Source organism: Eleftheria terrae (genome assembly GCF_030419005.1).
GTDB lineage: Bacteria > Pseudomonadota > Gammaproteobacteria > Burkholderiales > Burkholderiaceae_C > Caldimonas > Caldimonas terrae.
In genome coordinates this window covers 416,935-435,386 of record NZ_CP106952.1, presented here as the reverse complement: position 1 = coordinate 435,386, position 18,452 = coordinate 416,935, and the positions used below count along the sequence as shown (strand labels likewise).

At 69.8% G+C, this 18,452-nt stretch carries 16 protein-coding genes; 6 read left to right on the top strand and 10 right to left on the bottom strand.

Annotated features, from left to right (window positions below; genetic code table 11):
* Window positions 1-559 precede the first annotated feature (559 nt).
* Entirely contained in the window at window positions 560-1,222 is a 663-nt protein-coding gene (locus tag N7L95_RS26060) for a response regulator transcription factor (RefSeq protein WP_301260541.1), read from the bottom strand.
* A gap of 717 nt (window positions 1,223-1,939) precedes the next feature.
* Here N7L95_RS26060 and N7L95_RS26055 point away from each other — a divergent pair.
* The 5 genes from N7L95_RS26055 to N7L95_RS26035 all read left to right on the top strand — a co-directional run bounded on the left by N7L95_RS26055 (window position 1,940) and on the right by N7L95_RS26035 (window position 7,376).
* Window positions 1,940-2,866, top strand: a complete 927-nt coding sequence (locus N7L95_RS26055; protein ID WP_301260540.1) for a sensor histidine kinase — start codon at window positions 1,940-1,942, stop codon at window positions 2,864-2,866.
* The gene (locus N7L95_RS26050) at window positions 2,866-3,489 is read left to right on the top strand and encodes a response regulator transcription factor (protein ID WP_301260539.1); all 624 of its coding nucleotides are present in this window, start codon (window positions 2,866-2,868) and stop codon (window positions 3,487-3,489) included. The genes N7L95_RS26055 and N7L95_RS26050 overlap by 1 nt, the downstream gene beginning before the upstream one ends.
* Window positions 3,490-3,664: 175 nt before the next feature.
* Complete coding sequence (locus N7L95_RS26045; protein ID WP_301260538.1) at window positions 3,665-4,489, top strand: DUF2092 domain-containing protein; 825 nt, start codon at window positions 3,665-3,667, stop codon at window positions 4,487-4,489.
* Window positions 4,490-4,553: 64 nt separating this feature from the next.
* Entirely contained in the window at window positions 4,554-5,114 is a 561-nt protein-coding gene (locus N7L95_RS26040) for a BPSL1445 family SYLF domain-containing lipoprotein (protein ID WP_301260537.1), read from the top strand.
* Window positions 5,115-5,186: 72 nt separating this feature from the next.
* Window positions 5,187-7,376: a patatin-like phospholipase family protein gene (locus N7L95_RS26035; protein WP_301260536.1), complete on the top strand. Its 2,190-nt coding sequence runs from the start codon at window positions 5,187-5,189 to the stop codon at window positions 7,374-7,376.
* A 4-nt stretch (window positions 7,377-7,380) separates the two neighbouring features.
* On the opposite strand, the gene N7L95_RS26030 is transcribed toward N7L95_RS26035, so the two are convergent.
* From N7L95_RS26030 to N7L95_RS25990, 9 genes are all read right to left on the bottom strand, one after another.
* Entirely contained in the window at window positions 7,381-8,817 is a 1,437-nt protein-coding gene (locus tag N7L95_RS26030) for a TolC family protein (RefSeq protein WP_301260535.1), read from the bottom strand.
* Window position 8,818: 1 nt separating this feature from the next.
* The gene (locus tag N7L95_RS26025) at window positions 8,819-9,988 is read right to left on the bottom strand and encodes an HlyD family secretion protein (protein ID WP_301260534.1); all 1,170 of its coding nucleotides are present in this window, start codon (window positions 9,986-9,988) and stop codon (window positions 8,819-8,821) included.
* A 3-nt stretch (window positions 9,989-9,991) separates the two neighbouring features.
* Window positions 9,992-10,537 carry a DUF3302 domain-containing protein gene (locus tag N7L95_RS26020; protein ID WP_301260533.1) on the bottom strand — a complete coding sequence of 182 codons (546 nt, stop codon included), beginning with the start codon at window positions 10,535-10,537 and terminating at the stop codon, window positions 9,992-9,994.
* 101 nt (window positions 10,538-10,638) lie between these two features.
* Window positions 10,639-11,658, bottom strand: a complete 1,020-nt coding sequence (locus N7L95_RS26015; RefSeq protein ID WP_301260532.1) for a hypothetical protein — start codon at window positions 11,656-11,658, stop codon at window positions 10,639-10,641.
* Between the two features lie 24 nt (window positions 11,659-11,682).
* Window positions 11,683-11,940, bottom strand: a complete 258-nt coding sequence (locus N7L95_RS26010) for an RNA-binding protein (RefSeq protein ID WP_301260531.1) — start codon at window positions 11,938-11,940, stop codon at window positions 11,683-11,685.
* A gap of 28 nt (window positions 11,941-11,968) precedes the next feature.
* Window positions 11,969-12,751, bottom strand: coding sequence for an enoyl-ACP reductase FabI (gene fabI, locus N7L95_RS26005; RefSeq protein ID WP_301260530.1), 783 nt, complete (start codon window positions 12,749-12,751; stop codon window positions 11,969-11,971).
* The gene (locus tag N7L95_RS26000; RefSeq protein WP_301260529.1) at window positions 12,748-13,947 is read right to left on the bottom strand and encodes an acetate/propionate family kinase; all 1,200 of its coding nucleotides are present in this window, start codon (window positions 13,945-13,947) and stop codon (window positions 12,748-12,750) included. The genes fabI and N7L95_RS26000 overlap by 4 nt, the downstream gene beginning before the upstream one ends.
* Window positions 13,948-13,951: 4 nt before the next feature.
* Entirely contained in the window at window positions 13,952-14,890 is a 939-nt protein-coding gene (locus tag N7L95_RS25995; RefSeq protein ID WP_301260528.1) for a phosphate acetyltransferase, read from the bottom strand.
* Window positions 14,887-17,259 carry a DUF3141 domain-containing protein gene (locus N7L95_RS25990; RefSeq protein WP_301260527.1) on the bottom strand — a complete coding sequence of 791 codons (2,373 nt, stop codon included), beginning with the start codon at window positions 17,257-17,259 and terminating at the stop codon, window positions 14,887-14,889. The genes N7L95_RS25995 and N7L95_RS25990 overlap by 4 nt, the downstream gene beginning before the upstream one ends.
* A 324-nt stretch (window positions 17,260-17,583) precedes the next feature.
* Here N7L95_RS25990 and N7L95_RS25985 point away from each other — a divergent pair, with 324 nt between their 5' ends.
* A complete protein-coding gene (locus tag N7L95_RS25985; RefSeq protein ID WP_301260526.1) occupies window positions 17,584-18,429 on the top strand; it encodes a DUF3943 domain-containing protein in 846 nt (281 codons plus the stop codon).
* The last annotated feature ends 23 nt before the right edge of the window (window positions 18,430-18,452 follow it).

Below are 18,452 nucleotides of genomic sequence, written 5' to 3'. Positions count from 1 at the left end.
AGCGAAGGACGCGACCTTGTGTGCCGCATCAAGGTGAGGAGAAGATGGTGCGGCACGGCCAGCGACTTCCACCACCAGCGGTTCCACCGGCCCGGCGTCTGCCGGGCTTGCCGGGGTCGCCGCTGCGCCCAGGCAGGACAGACTGCCGAGCACGGGCGCAAGAGCCATCTTCCTCAATAGGTCGACCGCTTCCCCATCGAACGTCCTGATGTCGTTGGTTCAGTCATTCCCTTCGCGACAGGCCCGCCGCATGCCTCGATGACGGCCACTGCGACGGCCGGCGCCGTCGGCTCATCGTGTCGGGAAGGGGAAGCGGCACCTGGCAGGCCGCGGGTTCGGCTGGGCAGGAAGGGACGGCTTGATGGTGGCAAACGGCCTGGCCCACGACGCATGGCTCAAGGTTCGTGGAAATGTCGTCCATCCCCCTGTCAAACGCAAGAACTATGACAGTCGGGAGGCCGACGACTGTCAAAGTTGCAGAGGCCCTCGCAGCCCGCCGGGCCCGCCGCCCCGCCTCGCAGGCGGCGCTGTGGCGCCGGCCGGCCCCCATCGCGGGCGATCAACGCCAGCTTCCGCCGTCTGCCCTGCAAGGGAAGGCTCGCTCGACAACGCGCACCAACTCGGCGACCGAGCGCACGCACATCTTGCGGATGCCACGGGCGCGGTGCACCTTGATGGTCTTCTCCGACGTGCCGAGGTCGGCCGCGATCTGCTTGTTCAGGCGTCCGGCAATGACATGCCCCAGCACCTCCCGCTCGCGGGGCGTGAGGCTGGCCAGCCGGGACTCGGTCGCCAGCCGCAGGGCATGCGCCTGCCGCAGGCTGCGGCTTCTCTCCACCGCATGCGCGACGGCAGCCAGCAGCACCTCGTCATCGACCGGTTTGGTGAGGAAATCGACGGCGCCGTCCTTCATCGCCCGCACGCACATCGGCACGTCGGCTCGCCCGGTCAGGAAAACGATGGGCGGGCAATTCCCGCGTCCGATCAGCATCTGCTGCAAGGTGAGGCCGTCCAGCGTGGCCATCCCGATATCGAGGATGAGACAGCCGTCAGCGCCTGCATCATCGTGTTCTAGAAACGCTTCCGCGCACTGGAAGGTCCGCACGGCATACCCCTGGACCGCCAGCAGGCGCGAGACCGCCCTGCACACCGAGCTGTCGTCGTCCACCACGCAGATCTGCGCCGGCGCCGCAGACCGTGCCAGCGCCTCGGGGTCAGCCATCCTTCCATCTGCTGTCATCGGCTCGCCTCCAGTTGACGCCACAGCGCCACGCCACGGGGGTTCGATGATAGGCACGTGCAAGGCAGGAACCAAGCGTGCCGGGAGATGGCCCGGGGACCCGCGTCAGCGGCCCCCCGGGCCATCGGGGTTTCGGCACCCGGCCGGAGCCGGGTGCCGAGGCTCTGCCATCTGCTTGCGATCCACTCTCTCGAAGAAGCGGTCTGTCAACGGCAGGCGGCGCCCGCGCTGCGAAATGGGCAGCGCCATGTCCGCCGACCGGGTGGCATGGGCGGCCTGCGGGTGCCGGTCCGGCACGCAGGACCGGGCCGGCATGGCGGGCATGCTCACAGCGGCCCCCGTGCACGCTGCCATCCCGCCCCACGCCTGCTTGCGCAGGCACCGCACCGCGGAGGACGCCAACCCCACCTCTCCGGACAAGACGCGCCATACAACTCCCCACCCGACTGGCTGATGTGTTCCATCTTCGTCCAGCCGATGGGGTGCAGGCATTGGACATAGGTCCCATACGCGGCCCCGCAGCAGGCGGGCGCCTCCCACGAACGGCAGCCGCACGGGCGGCGCGGGATGTGGACCTAGGTCCAATAGGCCGCCGAAAGAGGGCGCCTCCATACTGCCGCCGAATTGCACCGGCGAGGGATTGCCGGCGCAGGCCTTCCACAGACGTACCCGATCGCCCTGTCGCCGATGAGGACCCGCTTGAGCCCGACGAACCACCGCCCTGCTTCCGCCACGTCGTCCCGGCCCGCATGCAAGTGGCCAGTGCTGGCGGCCTTCGCCGCCGTGTTGCTGGCGCTGCGGGCGCAGCACCGGGCCTTGCGGCAGCGGCGTGCACAGGCACGCTGCGAACGCAATGAGCTGGCACGCGCTTCACGCATCGCCTTGCTGGGCGAGCTGAGCGCGTCGATCGTCCACGAGATCCGACAGCCGCTGGCCGCCATCCTCGCCAACGCGGACGCGGCCAGCCTCTTGCTGGCACAGCCGGCGCCACCAACGGACGTCCTGCGACAGCTCATTGCCGACATCCGGGCCAGCAACCAGCGGGCGAACGACGTGATGCACCGCCTCCGGGCCCTGCTGGAACGGCGCGAGGTGCAGTGCCTTGAGGTGGACCTGCTGGCGCTGCTGGACGACACCGTGCAGCTGCTGGCCGCAGAGGCAAGACGGCGGCGGGTGGACCTGGTGTTCGAGCCCGGGCCGGGCGATGTCGTGGTCCTCGGCGACCGGGTGCAGCTGCAGCAGCTGTTCCTGAATCTGCTGATCAATGCCATGGACGCGATGCGCGGTACGGCGCCGATGGCACGCAAGGTAGAGCTGACGACGCATCAGCGAGGCGACGGGCAGGTGGAGGTCCGCGTCAGCGACCGGGGCCACGGCTTGGGCAGCCATGCGCCCGCCACGCTGTTCGCGCCCTTCTTCACGACCAAGGCGGGCGGCATGGGAGTCGGCCTGTCGGTGGCGCGTGCCATCCTCGGCGCACACCACGGCAGCCTTCATGCTGCCCCGCGCGACGGGGGCGGCACGGTCTTCACGGTGCGCCTGCCAAGCCGGCATGGCACCCGTCCGGCGGCCGGCCCGCTGGCGGCAGCCTGCCCCCCGCCGGATCACGAGCGGCCGCGGGCGTGATGGCGATCGTCCACGTCATCGACGACGACGCGCCCCTGCGCAACGCGTTGGAGCGGCTGCTCTCGGCAGCGGGGTACGAAGTGCGCACCTATCTGGCCGCCGGCGACTACCTGGTCGCACCGCCGCCGCTGGCCCGGCCGGCCTGCCTGCTGCTGGACCTGCAGCTGCCCGGCGTCAGCGGGCTCGAACTGCAGGCCGCGCTGAGCCGCCACCCCGGCCACGATCATCCCGTCGTCTTCATCTCGGGCACGGCCGATGTGCGCTCCAGCGTGCAAGCCATGCGTGCAGGAGCGAGCCACTTCCTGACCAAGCCGATCGACGGCGACCGGCTGCTGGCAGCCATCAAGGATGCGGTCGAACTCGACATGACGCTGCATGAGCGCCACGCCCGCGAACATCAACTGCAGCAGGCACTGCGATCGCTCACCCCGCGTGAGCGCCAGGTGCTCGACGGCGTGTGCGCCGGCCGGCTGCACAAGCAGATGGCAGCCGAGCTGGGAGTGAGCGAACGCACGATCAAGTCAGATCGAGCCCGCATCATGCGCGCACTCGGGGTGACGGCGCTGCCGGACCTGATGAAGCTGCTCGTCGCCCCCCGGCCGCGACCCGGGAGCCGGCCATGACGGGCCGGTCTCCGGTGGGCGTCATGCGCCCGCACTTCATGTGCCGGCCCGGGTGCCGGGGGCAGCCTGCCCTGCCCCCAGTCCCGCTGCCGGTCGGCGCCATGTGCGCCTATCTTTGGGTCATCCGGCCGGCACACCCGGCCCTGCAGCAGCACCAACCGCACAGGAGAACCTGATGCTCATTGCGATGCTCTCCGCCCTGCTCGCATCAGCCGCCCCCGCACCCGACGTGCAGGTGGCTGCGCTGCCCCCGTCGCGGGCCCCCTTGATTGCGGCCGAGGACGAGGACACCGGCCCGGTGGACTCGAGGGCCGCGGCGGCCCTGCAGCGCATGAGCCGCTACCTGCAGTCCCAGCAGTTCCTGGGCTTGAAGGCCAGGGCCTCTTCCGAACAGGTGGTCTCCTCGGGAGAGAAGATCCAGCTCGACTACTCGCTCACCATCTGGGTACGGCAGCCCGACGGCCTGAGGGTCGACGTGACGAGCGACCGGGGCCTGCCGGCGTTCTCGCAGTTCTTCTTCGACGGCCGGACCTTCACGGCCGTTGGCGCGACTTCGGGCGCCTACGCCCGGGTGCCGGTGCCTGCCACCCTGAAGGGGCTCACCGAGAAACTCGTCGACGACTACGGCCTGCGGCTGCCACTGGTCGACCTCTTCACCTGGGCCGGCGGCGACGAGCACCTCTCGCGGCTGACCGGTGCGGTGTCCGTCGGGCCGACCACCGTCGGCGAGTGGCCGTGCGACCAGTACGCCTTCCGCCAGGAAGGGCTGGACTGGCAGGTGTGGATCCAGCGGGGCGAGCAGCCCCTGCCGCGGCGCATCGTGATGACGGCCACCGACGAGCCGGCGCGGCCCCGCCAGAGCGTGGAGATCGACTGGCTGCTGCAAGCACCGCCTGCCGCAACCGTCTTTGCATTCGAGCCGCCCGCGGGCGCTCGGGAGGTCCCCATGCCCACCTCACCGGACGGTGCTGGTCGTGGTGCCGCGGCCGAAGGCCCTTGATGCCGGCCGGCCGTCGAGCGGGAGCGCGTTCGCCCCGCCTGCTGCAAACAACAAGGAGCGCGACATGAATCGCAGAGATCTGCTGTTGACCGGTTCCGCCTATGTGGCCGCCGGATGTTCCACCGCGGCCGGCGACGCTGCAGACCCAGCCGCCAAGCGGCGGGACATCGACGCATCGGTCGACCGGGCGCTGTCGCAGCTCTTCAACCAGGCCGCGGGCACCGCCGAGCTGGCCCGCACGGCGAAGGGCGTGCTGGTCTTCCCCAAGGTGGTCACGGCCGGCTTCCTGCTCGCTGCCTCGTATGGCGAAGGGGCCTTGCGCAAGGGCCACATCACCAGCGGCTACTACAGCATCGGCGCGGCATCGGCCGGCTTGCTCGCCGGGGCGCAGTCCAAAGCGATGTATCTCATGTTCATGACCCAGGAAGCGCTGCAGCGCTTCGAAACCAGCTCGGGCTGGACGGCGGGCGCCGATGCCTCGGTGGTGATGGTGAATGTGGGGGCAGATGCGAACGTCTCCACCCAGACGGCCCGCCAGGACATCATTGGCTATGTGCTGACCCGGTCGGGCTTCATGGGCAACCTCAGCATCGACGGCACCAAGTTCAACCGGCTCGACCTGTGATGCACAGGCAGCTTCGCTGACGCATGCGCGGCTGCGGTGCCAGGCGAGCCGAACAGGACGCGGTCCGCGCTGATGGCGGCCCTGCTGCTGGCGCAGCCGGCCTGCGGCCAGGCGCAAGCGGTCGAGCCAGGCGCGGCGCAGCGGCCCAAGGTGTGCCTGGTGCTGTCCGGTGGCGGGGCCCGCGGCGCCGCGCATGTCGGCGTCCTCAAGGTGCTGGAGGCGCTGCGGGTGCCCATCGACTGCATCGCCGGCACCAGCATGGGCGCCATCGTGGGTGGCGCCTATGCGTCCGGCACCGCGCCCGACGAGATGGAGGGGATGCTGCCTTCGTTGTCGCGCCGGCACCTCTTCGAGGACCTGCCGCCGAGGCAGGAGCGAGCGGTCCGCCTCAAGCGCGACGACGCCAGGAACCTGGTCGGTCCCGAGGTCGGCCTCGGCGAAGGAGCCATCCTGCTGCCGCGCGGACTGGTGTCGGGCGTGCAGCTCGAGACCGTGCTGCGCGGTCTCAGCAAGGTCCAGGGGTTCCAGCGGTTCGACGAGCTGCCCATTGCCTTCCGCTGTGTCGCCACCGACCTGACCAGCGGCGAGCCGGTGGTACTCAGCCAGGGTGACCTGGCGAGTGCCATGCGGGCGAGCATGTCGGTGCCGGCGTTCATCGAGCCGGTGCAGATGGATGGGCGGCTGCTGGTGGACGGCGGATTGACCGACAACCTGCCGGTCGACGTGGCCCATGCCATGGGCGCCGAGGTGGTGATTGCCGTCAACCTGGGCACCCCGCTGCTCAAGGCGCCGGCGCTGTCCTCGGTCTTCGGCGTGGCCGCCCAGATGGTCAACATCCTCACCGAGCAGAACGTGCGGGCGTCACTGCAGCGGCTTGGGGCAAACGACATCCTCATCGTGCCCGCCCTTGGTGATTTCTCCGCCGCCGACTTCGACCACCTCGCCGCAGCCGTGCCCATTGGCGAGGCCGCGGCGCGTGCCGCCGCGGCCGCCCTGGCGCGGCTGTCGGTGTCGCCGCAGGAGTACGCCGCCTGGCATGGCAAGCGCCTGGCGCAGCGCAACGCCGCCAGCGCGCCCTTCGACGAGATCCGCTTTCGACCGCTCCAGCATGTGAATCCGGAGGTGGCGCGCCGCGTCATGCGCACCGAGCCCGGCATGCGTGCTGCGCCGCACGAGATCGAGCACGACATGCGGCGGCTGTTCGGCACCGGCGACTTCGAGCATGTGAGCTATGAGCTGCTGGAAGACCGGGGGCGGCGCGTCCTTGCCGTCGACGCCGTCGAGAAATCCTGGGGGCCGAACTACCTGCGGTTCGGGCTCGGGCTGTCCTCCGACTTCCAGGGCGAGGCCGTCTTCCAGCTGCTGGCCGGGTTCCGCATGACCTGGCTGAACCGGCTGGGCGGCGAATGGCGGTCGGACCTCGAACTGGGCCACCGCCACCGGATCGCGACCGAGTTCTACCAGCCGGTGAACAGCCACCAGACGTTCTTCGTGGCCCCGAGCGCGGAGTACGAACGACGGCCGAGCGACATCTTCCGGGCCGACCACCGCCTGGCCCGGTACGACGCCCACCAGCTCAACCTCGGCCTGGAAGCCGGGGCACCGTTCGGCGGCCATGCCGAAGTGCGGCTGGGCCTGCTGCATTCCAATGTCCACGTGATGCTCGACACGGGACCGGTCGCGCTGCTGCCGCAACGCCCGCGCGCCTCGTACACCGGCATCACCATGCGTGCACTGGTCGACCAGCTCGATGGACTCAATTTCCCGCGCAGCGGATGTGCCGGTGCCTTGCAGCTGATCTGGATGCGCACCGCCCTGGGCAGTGACGCCGACTTCTCACGCGCGTTGGCCGACGGCAGCTGTGCGGCATCCTTCGGCGAGCACACCTTCCATCTCGCCTTCAGATGGGGCGCCCGTGTCGGGCCACATCCGCTGCCCGCCACCCACTTCTTCCAGTGGGGCGGCCTGCTGCGGCAGTCGGGCTATCCCAGCGGCGCGCTGCTGGGTGAGGAGCTGCGCTTCCTGCGGCTGGTCTACTACCAACGGCTGGCACGGACACGCTGGCTCGACGGCGTCTACGCCGGTCTGTCCATCGAGCTGGGCCGCATGGGGCGGCCGCTGGTGGCCGGCAACGAGCAGGGAACGCTGCGCTCGGCCGCCATCCTGCTCGGGGTGGACACCCCGCTCGGTCCGCTCTACCTCGGCTATGGCCGGGTCGACCGGGGCTACGACAGTGTCTACCTGTTCCTCGGCCGGCCTTGAGCCCTCACCGGCCCTGCTCACCTTTGAAAAGCGGCCGCTCGGCGCCGAAGCTGCCGCCGAGCGCCAGGTGCAGGTCGACCCGCTGGCTCAACTGCTCGCCGCGCACCCGCAGCAACTGCAGCTGCACCTGGTAGAACCGCAGCCGCTCCTGCTCGACGGCCCGCAGGTCGCGCTTGCCGACCTCGTAGCCGGTTTGCGCCAGTTGCAGTGCGCGGCCCTGGGCCGCCGCCTGCGCCACGAGTTCGCCTTCGCGCTCGTCGAGCACCTGGGCACCGGCAAGTGCCGCCTCGACGTCCGCAATCGCCCGCAATGCCAGGCGCACGTACTGCGCGACGGCCTCGCGCTGCTGCGCCGAGACGATCATGAACTGCGCCTCCTGCACCGCACCGTCGAGATCGACCAGCAGCAGCCGGGCACCGGCGCCGCCGGTGGGGTTCTCGAAGTCACGCTTCAGCGCCAGCACATCGCTGTCGAGGTAGCCCAGGTTGGCGGTGAGCTGGATGAGGGGCAAGGCGGCCGCCCTCGCCTGTCCGACCCGGTTGAAGGCGCCGGCCACCCGCTGCTCTGCCGCGCGCAGGTCAGGCCGGCGTTCCAGCATCTGCAGCGGCAGCCCGGCGGGCACCGGGCCCGGCAGGGCGGGCAGGTCCTCGCGGGCCCGGATCTCGGCGCCCGGGTAACGGCCCAGGAGCGATTCCAGCGCCCGCCGCGCCCACTGGTGGGCCAGCCGGGCCTCGGCCAGCCCATCGCGCTGCAGATGCAGGGCAGCCTGCGCCTGCACCACCTCCTGCTCGCTGCCCGGCCCCGTATCGCGGCGCTGAATGGCGAGCTGCAGCAGGCGCTGCTGCAGCTCCACCATGCGCAGGGCCGCCTGCTCCTCGAGCCGGGTCTGCGCGGCGGTGAACCAGGCCTTGGCGGTGTTCGCCGCCAGGGACTGGCGGGCGAACTCCAGGTCCCACCGCGTGGCGGCCAGCTGGTCGGCCGCAGCCGCGCTGGCATACCGCAGGCTGCCCCACAGGTCGACCTCCCAGGACATCAAGGCAAGCAGGCCGGACAGCGCCGAACTCATGTCGCTGACCTTCACGCCGCCAGTCCCCACCAGGGCGAGCGAGGGTCGCTGCGCCGCCCTGGCCAGGCCCAGCTGCCCGGCCGCCTGCTCGATGCGGGTGGCGGTGACGTGCAGATCCGGGTTGTAGGCCAGTGCTTCCGCCACCAGCGCCTGCAGCCGGGCATCGCCGAAAGTGGCCAGCCAGTCGTCCTGCACCGCCGCGCCCTGCGCGCCACCCGAGCGCCAGGGCGACTCCAGGCGCAGGTGCCCCACGGCCTGGTGGCGGATCTCCTCGGGCGACGGCGGTGGCCGCAGCGAGCAGCCGGCCACCATCACGGCCACGGTGGCGCAGGCCAGCGCGCAGCGACACTGCCGGTAGAAGGGAGGTGGCTGCATGTCAGTGCAGTTTCAGGACCAGCCAGTCCAGCTTGCTTTGCACGCGGATGAAGACCTTGCGCACCATGTGCAGGAACACCACATAGTCGGTGTAGATGGCGCCGCTGCCGCGCGCGCCTGCCGCAAGGAACACGTCCGCATCCACCGGGCGCAAGCGCACCGCCAGCCTGCCCGCGGCGAGCATCGGCAGGTCGGGCAGGTTGCCGCCGATCGGAACCTGACCGCCCGAGGTGGCCCAGATCACCGAGTCCACCCGGCACTTGATGATGCGGCCCGGGTACATCCGCATGGCGATCTCCGCCTCCTGGCCGGTGCCCACCTCGCGCACTTCGTTCTGGGCATAGAAGGCCAGCACCCACTGGGTGTTCTCGATGAAGAGCATGACCGGCGACATCACCAGCTGGCTGGCCACCTGGCCGACGCGCAGCTGCAGGTTCACCACGCTGCCATCGGCCGGTGCGACCACGGTGGTCTGGTCGAGCTCCCACTGGGCCTCTGCGAGCTGGGCCTCGGCCTGGGCGATCTCGGCCCTGACCCGGGCGACCTCGTCCTGCTCGCCGTCGGCCGTCCTGGCCCTGGTCTTCACGCGCGCCTGTGCGGTGGCCGCATCGAGGGCGGCCAACTCGCCATGGAGGCCCTGCACCTCCGCCTGCGCCTGCTCGAGGTCGAAGCGCGGCCCGGCACCGGTCGCCGCCAGTGCCAGGTATTGCCGCACCCGCATCCTGGCAAGCTCCAGCTTCGCGCTCACCGCGCCACGCTTGGCCTGCGCCTCCTTCAGCTGTTCTTCATAGCTGCTCTGGTTGGCCTGCGAGCCGATCAACTTGGCACGCGCCTGGGCGACGGCGGCCCGGGCGGCTTGCAGCCGGAAGCGGAACGGCTCGGGGTCGATGCGGAACAGCACCATCCCCTTGCGGATCGGCCGGTTCGCCTCGACGCCGACCTCGATCACGCGGCCGGTGACGCGGGGCACGATCTGCACTGAATAGTTGATCACCCTGACATCGGCGGTGGACGGCGCCGAGATGTTCAGGAACAGAATCACCGCGGCCAGCAGGATCAGCGGGATGCTGATGGTGATCACCTGGGTGGTGATGTTCCACGGCAGCCACCTGAACTTGAAGAAGACCAGCCAGGCGCAGAAGGAATACACCATGAGGAACAGCAGTTCCATCGCTCACCCCTTTCGATCGATGGCCGGCATGCCGGCTGCCGCGTCGTCCGGCCGCCACTGCGCCTGAGCGGCTGGCCCCGGCTTGTCGGCGGCCGCCGCATCCTCCTGCTCCAGGCGGCGGAGGTGGGCCCGCAAGCGGGCCAGTTGCTGCTCGAACTGCTCGGCTTGGCCGGTCAGCCTGGCGTGCAGGGCCCCATGCTCGCCAACCGCCGGATCTCCGTCGGACGGGGGTGGGGGCAACGGTGACGGCGCGGCGCCGTCGTCATCACGGCGCGCCGGCAGCACCGGCCTCGCCGTCGCCCACACCATGGCCAGCGGCCACAGCCACCCGCCGAACACCAGCGACAGCAGGCACAGGGCCTGAATGGCCTTGACCTGGGGATGCCTGCGCTTCTCGGCAATCTTCTCGGGCAGGATGTGCACCATCCAGAACAGGCCGATGACAACGACGGGGGCGACCACCAGCACCACCCAGGCCGCCGCGTCGGCCACCCGGTCCAGCGTTTCCCCCTGCAGCAAGGAGGCGTGGGCCCAGGACGGCAGCAGCACGAGCCATGCGCCGTACAGCCTCCGGCCACGGCCCCGCACCCGCCCGCGCAGGCGACAGGCCACCCGACCTTCGCCCGGACGATGCAGCTCCGGTCCCCGGCTCACGCCAGCCACCGCGCGACCTCGTCCAGCAGCGTCTCCGGCTGGGGTACCTCGCGTCGGCAAAAGCGCACCAGCGCAAAAGCGCGCACCACCGGTGGACGGCCGGGAATGCGCGCCCGCTGGAACTCGACCAGCTCGCATGGCTGCGCGCTGTACGGCGGCACCACCGCGTTCATCTGGTTCAGCCGCAGGGCCAGTGTCGAGACCCGCACCAGCGACACCGCATTGCGGAGCACCTCGGCCATGGTCTGCAGCTGTCCTTCGAGTGCCGCACTGCGGGGCCCCAATGCCTGCAGCTCGCTCGCATTGGCCTCGATCTCCTGCTGCAGGACGGCCAGCCCGGTGGCGCCCCGCGGGTTCTCGTCGCCGAGCAGCGATCGCAGCCCCGTGCCTTGCCGCTGCAACAGGCGCAGCCGGGCGGCGAGCAAGCCATGCTCGAGGTTCAGCGCCTGGCGCCGCTCGTCGCCGGCCAGCATCCGGTCCAGTCCTTCCAGCGCCAACTGGTCCACCAGCTGCATCACGATCGCCCGCTTCAACGCGGCCAGCGTCGGCGAGCAGGCGCGGATGCGGTGATCAGAGAAGCTCATCACCGTCTGAGCGACGTCGCCGAGCGTTGCTTCGCCGTCCTGCACGACGCCGAAGCGCCGGCGCTCCTCCATCGTCATCGCCAGCACCGCATAGCCGTCGCTGGCCTCGGTCGTCCCGGCGAGGAAATCACGCACGTCGGGCGAGCGACTGAGAACCAGCAGGATGTCGGCCGGTGACGCAAAGAAGGCCCGGATGCGAGGATCGGTGCTCCAGCTCGCCGCATCGAGCTCGGCCGGATCGGGCAGGCTGGCGACCAGGGCCTCGAGGTCCGCCAGCGCCGTCGCGAGTGCCGGTGCCAGCCGGGCACGGCAGCCGCTGGCGGCGCGCAGCCGCGGCACCACGCGGATGACCCGTTCCAGCGCCTCGTCCAGGTCGTGCCGCTGGGCGCCCTCCGGCAGCTCGCGGCGGCCCCACCAGTTGAAGAATCGCATGCGACCACTCCTTGCTCGGCCGTGTCAGCCGTAGAAGTTGCTGGTGAGCACCTGGGCGGTGATCTTTCGGTTCTTCCAGTACACCGAATGGATCCTGGGCTTCAGCCGCTGCAGCACGTCCTGGTTGACGTCCTTGAAGGTGAGGACGGCGGCCGACCTGGCGTCGTCGCCGACCAGGTGCTCGATGCACTCGATGGGCGGGAAACCGTACTTGGCCAGGAACTTCCTGATTTCTTCACTTGTCGTGCCGCTACGGATGTTCCCGAGCAATAGGCGGGTCATGTCGGTGTCTCCTTTAGGAAGTGCGGGGTCAACCCATGATGTGCACGCCGCCATCGACGAAGATCGTCTCGCCCGACAGCCGGCGCGCCTCGGGGCTGGCGAGAAATGCACAGGTGAAGCCGACGTCGGTGATGTCGGCCAGCTCCCCGATCGGTGCTCGCCGCGCTGCGGCCTGCAGCATCTCGTCGAAGTCCTTGAGGCCCGAGGCCGCCCGTGTCTTGAGGGGCCCCGGCGATATCGTGTGCACGCGGATGCCGCGCGGCCCCAGTTCATGGGCGAGATACCGGGCGCAGGCTTCCAGCGCGGCCTTCACGGGGCCCATCACGTTGTAGTTCTCCACCACCCGGGAGGCGCCGTGGAAACTCATGGCGAACAGCGTCCCGCCGTCCTTCATCAGCGGAGCCGCATGCCGCGCCAACCGCACGAACGAGTGGCAGGAGATGTCCATCGCCTGGCCGAAGCCCTCGGCCGAGCAGTTGAGCAGGCCGCCCTGGAGGTCTTCCTTGGGAGCCCAGGCGATCGAATGAACCAGCACGTCGAGCCGGCCCCAGGCGGTGCCGATCTGCTGGAAGACGGCCTCCACCTGCTCCGGCCGCGACACGTCCATCGGCAGCAGCAGGGACGCCGATAGCGCCCGGGCCAGCGGCGCGACATGCTGCCGCGACTTCTCGTTCGCATAGGTGATCGCCAGGTCAGCGCCCAGGTCATGGAAGGCCTTGGCACAGCCGTAGGCAATGGAGTGCTCGTTGGCGACGCCGCATATCAAGGCCTTGGCATCCTGGAGCAAGGGGAAACGCGGGTGTGTGCTCATGGTTGCGGTCCCTGGATGGTGGACAGGAGGTCGCGGGTGTGGCGGGCGATGACGAGTTCCTCATGGGTCGGAATCACCCAGACGGCCACCCGACTGGCACGGCTGCTGATGCACGAGGCGTCGTTCTGGTTGGCCACCGCGTCCAGCTCCACGCCGAGCCAGCGGGCACCCAGGCAGGCGCGGGCGCGGATCAGTGCACTGTGTTCCCCGATGCCGCCGGTGAAGACGATGGCATCGAGTCCGCCGGCCGCCGCGACCAGCGAGCCCAGCTCGCGCCCGATGCGGTACAGGTAGAGGTCCACCGCGAAGCGCGCCCGCGGTTCCTCGCTGCCCAGCAGCACCCGCATGTCGCTGGAGATGCCCGAGACGCCAAGCAGGCCGGACCGGCGGTAGAGCAGGTTCTCGATCGAGGCCGCGTCCATGCGCAGTTCGTTGAGCAGGTACAGGATGACGCCGGGGTCGAGGGAGCCGCTCCTCGTTCCCATGGGCAGCCCGTCGAGCGCGGTGAACCCCATCGTGGAGGCGCGGCTCTGCCCGGCCACCATCGCGCACATGCTGCTGCCGCTGCCCAGGTGGGCCACCACGGTGCGCCCGCAGGCGGCCCGGGCATCCAGGCGAGGCAGCTCGCCGGCGATGTATTCGTAGGACAGGCCGTGGAATCCATAGCGCCGCACGCCGGCATCGGTGATGGAGGTTGGCAGCGCGAAGGCCTGGGCCACCTCCGGCTGGACACAATGAAAGCCGGTGTCGAAGCAAGCCACCTGCAGCAACTCCGGCCGCAGCTTGGCAAGCAGGTCGATGGACCGCAGGTTATGCGGCTGGTGCAGGGGCGCCAGCGGCACGAGTTTCTCGAGTGCCTCGCTGACATCGGGCGTGACGATCGTGGAGCGCTTGAACCGGGTGCCGCCATGCGCCACACGGTGGCCGACGGCCACCAGGTCGTGCTGGCTGAGGTGGGCCCGCAGGAAGCCGGCCAGGTGGCTGATGGCGCCGTCGTGGCCAAGCGCCGTGCCGTGTGGCCAGAGGCGGGATGCCACCGCGGTGCCTTGCGGATCGAAGGCGGTGAAGCGCGGCGCGGTATGCAGCCCCTCGATCTGGCCGCGCAGCATCAGCTGCAAGGCGACGGTGTCGGCGGCGAAGGCGCTGAACTTGATGCTGGACGAGCCGGCGTTGAGGACGAGGATCAGGTCGGCCATGGCGTCACCCGAGCATCTTGGAGCCCTGGCGCTGCGCGGTCGCCACCAAGGTGGCGACCGCGCAGGATGCCAGCCGCGTCGTCACCGAATCGGCCCGGCTCGTCAGGATGATGGGAACGCGGGCGCCAAGGACGATGCCGGCCGCATCGGCCTCGGCCAGGAAAGACAGGCTCTTCGCCAGCAGGTTGCCCGCCTCGAGGTCCGGCACCAGCAGGACGTTGGCATGGCCGACCACCGGCGAGTCGATCTGCTTCACCCGGGCAGCTTCCAGGCTGATCGCATTGTCGAGGGCCAGCGGGCCATCGACCCGCGCGCCGGTGATCTGGTGGCGGTCCACCATCTTGCACAGGGCGGCCGCCTCCACGGTGGACGGGACCTTGGCGCTGACCGTCTCCATCGCGGAGAGGATGGCCACCCTGACGTCCTCGATCTGCAGGACGTGCGCCAGGTCGATGGCGTTCTGCAGGATGTCGGCCTTTTCATCCAGGGTGGGTGCGATGTTGACCGCCGCATCGGTGATGATGAGTGCGTTCTCGTAGCTCGGCACGTCCATCACGAAACAGTGGCTGACCCGCCGGGCGGTCCGCAGTCCGGCATCGCGCTTCACGACAGCGGCCATCAGCTCGTCGGTGTGCAGGCAGCCCTTCATGAGCGCCTCGGCCTGGCCTTCACGCACCAGCTGGACAGCGGCCGCCGCCGCGGCGGCGCTGTAGGGCGCCTCGACCACGCGGCAGGCCGAGATGTCGGCGCCAAAGGTACGGGCCACCGCTTCGATCTGCGCCCGTGGCCCGACCAGGATGGGCTCGATCAGGCCGAGCTCCGCCGCTTCCAGCGCACCTTCCAGCGAGCTGCGGTCGCAGGGATAGACCACAGCTGTCGGTGTGGGAGCCAGGTCGCGGCAACGGGCGATCAGGCGCTGGTACTTTGCATGCTTGGTGTTCATTGGCCTTCTTTCATGCAGGGCTGCGTAGAGGCGGCGAGGGGTTGCACGGCAGCCGAGCCGGACGCCACGCGGCGGCGCGTCGACTTGGCTTCGACGAGCAGGGCCCGGATGCGGTCCAGCATCTCCAGCTGCGGCGGCGTCGGCTGCGCTCCGAGGACACGCCGGTCGGTGCTCAGCATGTCGAGCAGCGTGAGCAGGCGGATGCGGTCGTCGGCGTGCGAGAGAAGGGTGGGCAACGTGGCGAGTGCCCGCTCGGGTTCGAGCCGGGCGATGATGTCCTGCACGCCGCGGATGCTGCGCCAACGGTGTGGCGAGAGAGCGGGCAGGTACTCCGCATAGGTGTCCATCAGCTCGCTGCGCATTTCCACGCGGGACAGCGGCAGTGGTGCCTTGCCTTCGGCCAGCAACGCAGCCACCCGGGCGAGGGCTTCGGCGTAGCCGCCTTCGGCGATGCCGTCCAGCGCTTGCCTGACCACGGGCAGCTCCCTGGGGTCGCGCTGCGCCGCGGGTGGCAGGCCGCGGTTCTCCTGCTTGCCGCCGAGGCACAGCGCAAACAGCGGGGCATAGACGGAGAAGAAGGTGGCTTCGGTGGCAGCGTCACGCACTGCGCGCCAGTGGTCGAGCGAGGCACTGATGCACTGCGCCGACCAATGCTCCATCTGCCGCCAGGGATGGTCGTCGGGCACCCGCGCGCGCTGCGCCCTGGCCTGCTCGGCCGCCGGAGCCACCCATGACAGCCAGGGGTTGAGCCTCGACACGCTCCAGTTCTGGACCCGCAACGGATGCCAGAGCTGGAGCCAGCGTGCCGACGCATCGTTGGACAGCGATTGCACGACGGGCTGCAGGAACAGCTCGTAGGCACGCTGGTTGAAGCCGGAGACGGCCGCGACGGCCTCGAAGGGCCGCTCGTCCACCCGCTGGTAGCGATTGAGCTTGGCGGCGATGTCCTCCAGCCGGCGCTCCTGGAACTCGACCCGGTGCGCCTCGGGGTCGCCCGGCACCTGGCCCTCGATGATGGACATGCTGTAGAGGCCCGGCGGCAGCCGCTCGATGCTCTTGAGCACCGAGACGATCTGCGCATGTTCCTTGAGCGCGACCTTGCTGGAGACGAAGATGCCCAGGTGTCCGATGCTCTCGTGCTTGAGGCCGACGATGACCTGCCCGCGCGCCTTGATCTCCTCGGTGCTGCCGTAGACGTCCAGCACCCAGTTGAAGGCCTGCTGCGGCGGCGTGATGTTGTCCCCCATCGATGCGAAGAGAATGATGGGCGATCGGATGCTACGCAGGTCGAAGCCGGGCGCGCCGGCGGACCCGGTGTCGCCGGACCAGAGCCGGTTGCCGACAAACAGGCGACTGGCGATCCACTCGATCTCCTCGCGGTTCATCAGGTAGTAGCCGCCCCACCAGCGTTCGAAATCGAGGAAGCGCGGCGATTCGGTATCCGCCTTGTCGAGCAGGTGGTAGTACTTGTCCCAGAAGCTGTTGGCGGGATTGAGGTTCTCGAAGTTCTGCACCAGATGGGCACCGTCGAAGACGCCATTGCCCAGGTCGGCCGCCAGCGATGCCAGCCAGGTGCCGCCCTGCATGCCGGCGGCGTACCGCATCGGGTTGTCGCCCTCGCCCTCGCTCCACGAGCCGCTCCAGTAGGACATGGGCGCGCCGTTGATGACGATGGGCCCGGTGTCTTCGGGGTCGGCCACCGCCAGCATCATGGCCGCCCAGCCGCCCTGGCAGTTGCCCACCACGGCCGGCTTCGGGCTGTCGGGGTGCAGGCTGCGCACCTTCTTCAGGAACAGCTGTTCCGCGGCACAGACATCGAGCAGCGTCTGCCCGGGCTGCGGGTCCCGAAAGAAGATCACGAAGTACACCGCGTGCCCGGCCCTGAGGACCACACCCACCTCCGAGTCGTCCTTGAAGCCGCCGATGCCGGGCCCGTGGCCGGCACGAGGGTCGATGATCAGGTAGGGCCGCCGCTTGGGGTCCACCGTCACGCCCGCCGGCGGCACGATCCTCAGCAACGCATAGTTCACCGGCCGCTCCAGCTGCCGGGCGTCGAGCACGGTCTCGTGCTGGAAGTGCAGCACCGGCGTGAAGCCGTCGCGGGCCCGGTCGATGAAGTGGTTGCCGCGCTTCCACAGCGTCTCCCAGAAGAGCACCGACCTCTGCGTGAGGTCGACGGCATAGCGATGCATGCCCTGTGGGTCGGAGAGCAGGGCCGGCAGCAGCTCCGGGCTGGCGAGCCCCTGCCGGTAGAGCGGGTCGATGCGCTCCCAGTACCGCTGCTGCGCGGTCTTCAGGCGCTGCTGGAAGACGGTGGCGACCCGGCTTCCGACGCTCAGGCTGTTCACGAGCAGCGCTCCAGTTTCCATGACGATGCCTCCGCGTTCATTGAAGGTGACGACAGCCGATGGCGTCCGTCGTTGAAGTGCGGCAACAGTAGGCGCCGGGTTGGACAGCGTCTAGCTAGGAGAGGGGGAAGTGAGGGCGACCCGAGGCCAGGCTGCGGCGGCCGTGAGCAGCGCGTGCCAATGCACGAGCCGGCCTCACCGGTCCTCCGGACAAGGGGCAGGCTGCTCGGCCCCCGGCCGGGTGGCCGTCTGGCGGCATCGGCCCTACCTTCCGGGAACGAGGCCAGCCCGTGCGTCGCACGCAGGCGCGGCATCGACAACCCGATCCTCATGGAAGGCAACAGCATGGCGATGGACCACAGGCCGGGGCAGGCGGCGCGGCTTCGTTCCACCAGTCGCGCGGCGGACCATCGGGCCTGTGCCGGCGTGCTGATGGTCGCGCTGATGATGGTGGTGTGCCTGGCAGGCAGCGCGCAGGTCTCAGCGGCCGACCAACCCAGCGACCGCGGGCCGCAAGCCGGCTGGATGACATCGGTCGACCACGCCGGCCTGCGGCGCGACACCGGCTACTTCCTCGGCTACCAGTTCGCGGCCGTGGCCTTCATCGGCTTGTGGCCACGCCAGACGACCAACTATGCGGCAGCCGACGAGCGCGGCTGGAACAGCTGGCGGCAGCATGTCACCCATCCCCGCTGGGACCACGACCGTGCCGTCGTCAACTATGTGCTGCATCCCTACTGGGGCGCGGCCTACTACACCCGCGCCCGGTCGCGCGGCCTGGACCACGGTGCCGCCTTCTGGTTCTCGGCCCTGCTGTCGACGATCTTCGAGTTCGGCGCCGAGGCCGTCGTGGAGCCGGTGTCCTACCAGGACCTGGTGGTCACGCCGCTGGTCGGCACCTGGCTGGGTGAGCACCTGCTGTGGCCGTTGCGGCAACGCATCCTGGCCCGGCCGGGGGCTCCGAACTGGCTGGAGCGGATGGTGCTGCTGCTCACCGATCCGCTGGGGGCCATCAACCTGGGTGTGGACCGCCTGTCCACCGGGCAGGTCCACCTTGGCCTGCTCACGCCTTTCGATTCGCGTGGTGCGCCGCCGCGGCTGTCCCGGATGACGCAGGGCAGTGACCCGCCCGCGTCCCGGCCTCTGGCACGGCCGGGGCGCTGGGGGCTGCAGCTCTGGGTGGAATGGTGAGCCGGCGATGGCAAGGCCCGCTC

Excerpts from the sequence above, each read along its gene's own strand:
- N7L95_RS26035 (WP_301260536.1), top strand. The coding sequence starts at position 5,187 with ATGGCGGCCCTGCTGCTGGCGCAGCCGGCCTGCGGCCAGGCGCAAGCG.
- N7L95_RS26015 (WP_301260532.1), bottom strand. The coding sequence starts at position 11,658 with ATGCGATTCTTCAACTGGTGGGGCCGCCGCGAGCTGCCGGAGGGCGCC.
- N7L95_RS26050 (WP_301260539.1), top strand. The coding sequence starts at position 2,866 with ATGGCGATCGTCCACGTCATCGACGACGACGCGCCCCTGCGCAACGCG.
- N7L95_RS26010 (WP_301260531.1), bottom strand. The coding sequence starts at position 11,940 with ATGACCCGCCTATTGCTCGGGAACATCCGTAGCGGCACGACAAGTGAA.
- N7L95_RS26060 (WP_301260541.1), bottom strand. The coding sequence starts at position 1,222 with ATGGCTGACCCCGAGGCGCTGGCACGGTCTGCGGCGCCGGCGCAGATC.
- N7L95_RS26025 (WP_301260534.1), bottom strand. The coding sequence starts at position 9,988 with ATGGAACTGCTGTTCCTCATGGTGTATTCCTTCTGCGCCTGGCTGGTC.
- N7L95_RS26030 (WP_301260535.1), bottom strand. The coding sequence starts at position 8,817 with ATGCAGCCACCTCCCTTCTACCGGCAGTGTCGCTGCGCGCTGGCCTGC.
- N7L95_RS25985 (WP_301260526.1), top strand. The coding sequence starts at position 17,584 with ATGGCGATGGACCACAGGCCGGGGCAGGCGGCGCGGCTTCGTTCCACC.
- N7L95_RS25990 (WP_301260527.1), bottom strand. The coding sequence starts at position 17,259 with ATGGAAACTGGAGCGCTGCTCGTGAACAGCCTGAGCGTCGGAAGCCGG.
- N7L95_RS26040 (WP_301260537.1), top strand. The coding sequence starts at position 4,554 with ATGAATCGCAGAGATCTGCTGTTGACCGGTTCCGCCTATGTGGCCGCC.
- N7L95_RS26045 (WP_301260538.1), top strand. The coding sequence starts at position 3,665 with ATGCTCATTGCGATGCTCTCCGCCCTGCTCGCATCAGCCGCCCCCGCA.
- N7L95_RS25995 (WP_301260528.1), bottom strand. The coding sequence starts at position 14,890 with ATGAACACCAAGCATGCAAAGTACCAGCGCCTGATCGCCCGTTGCCGC.
- fabI (WP_301260530.1), bottom strand. The coding sequence starts at position 12,751 with ATGAGCACACACCCGCGTTTCCCCTTGCTCCAGGATGCCAAGGCCTTG.
- N7L95_RS26000 (WP_301260529.1), bottom strand. The coding sequence starts at position 13,947 with ATGGCCGACCTGATCCTCGTCCTCAACGCCGGCTCGTCCAGCATCAAG.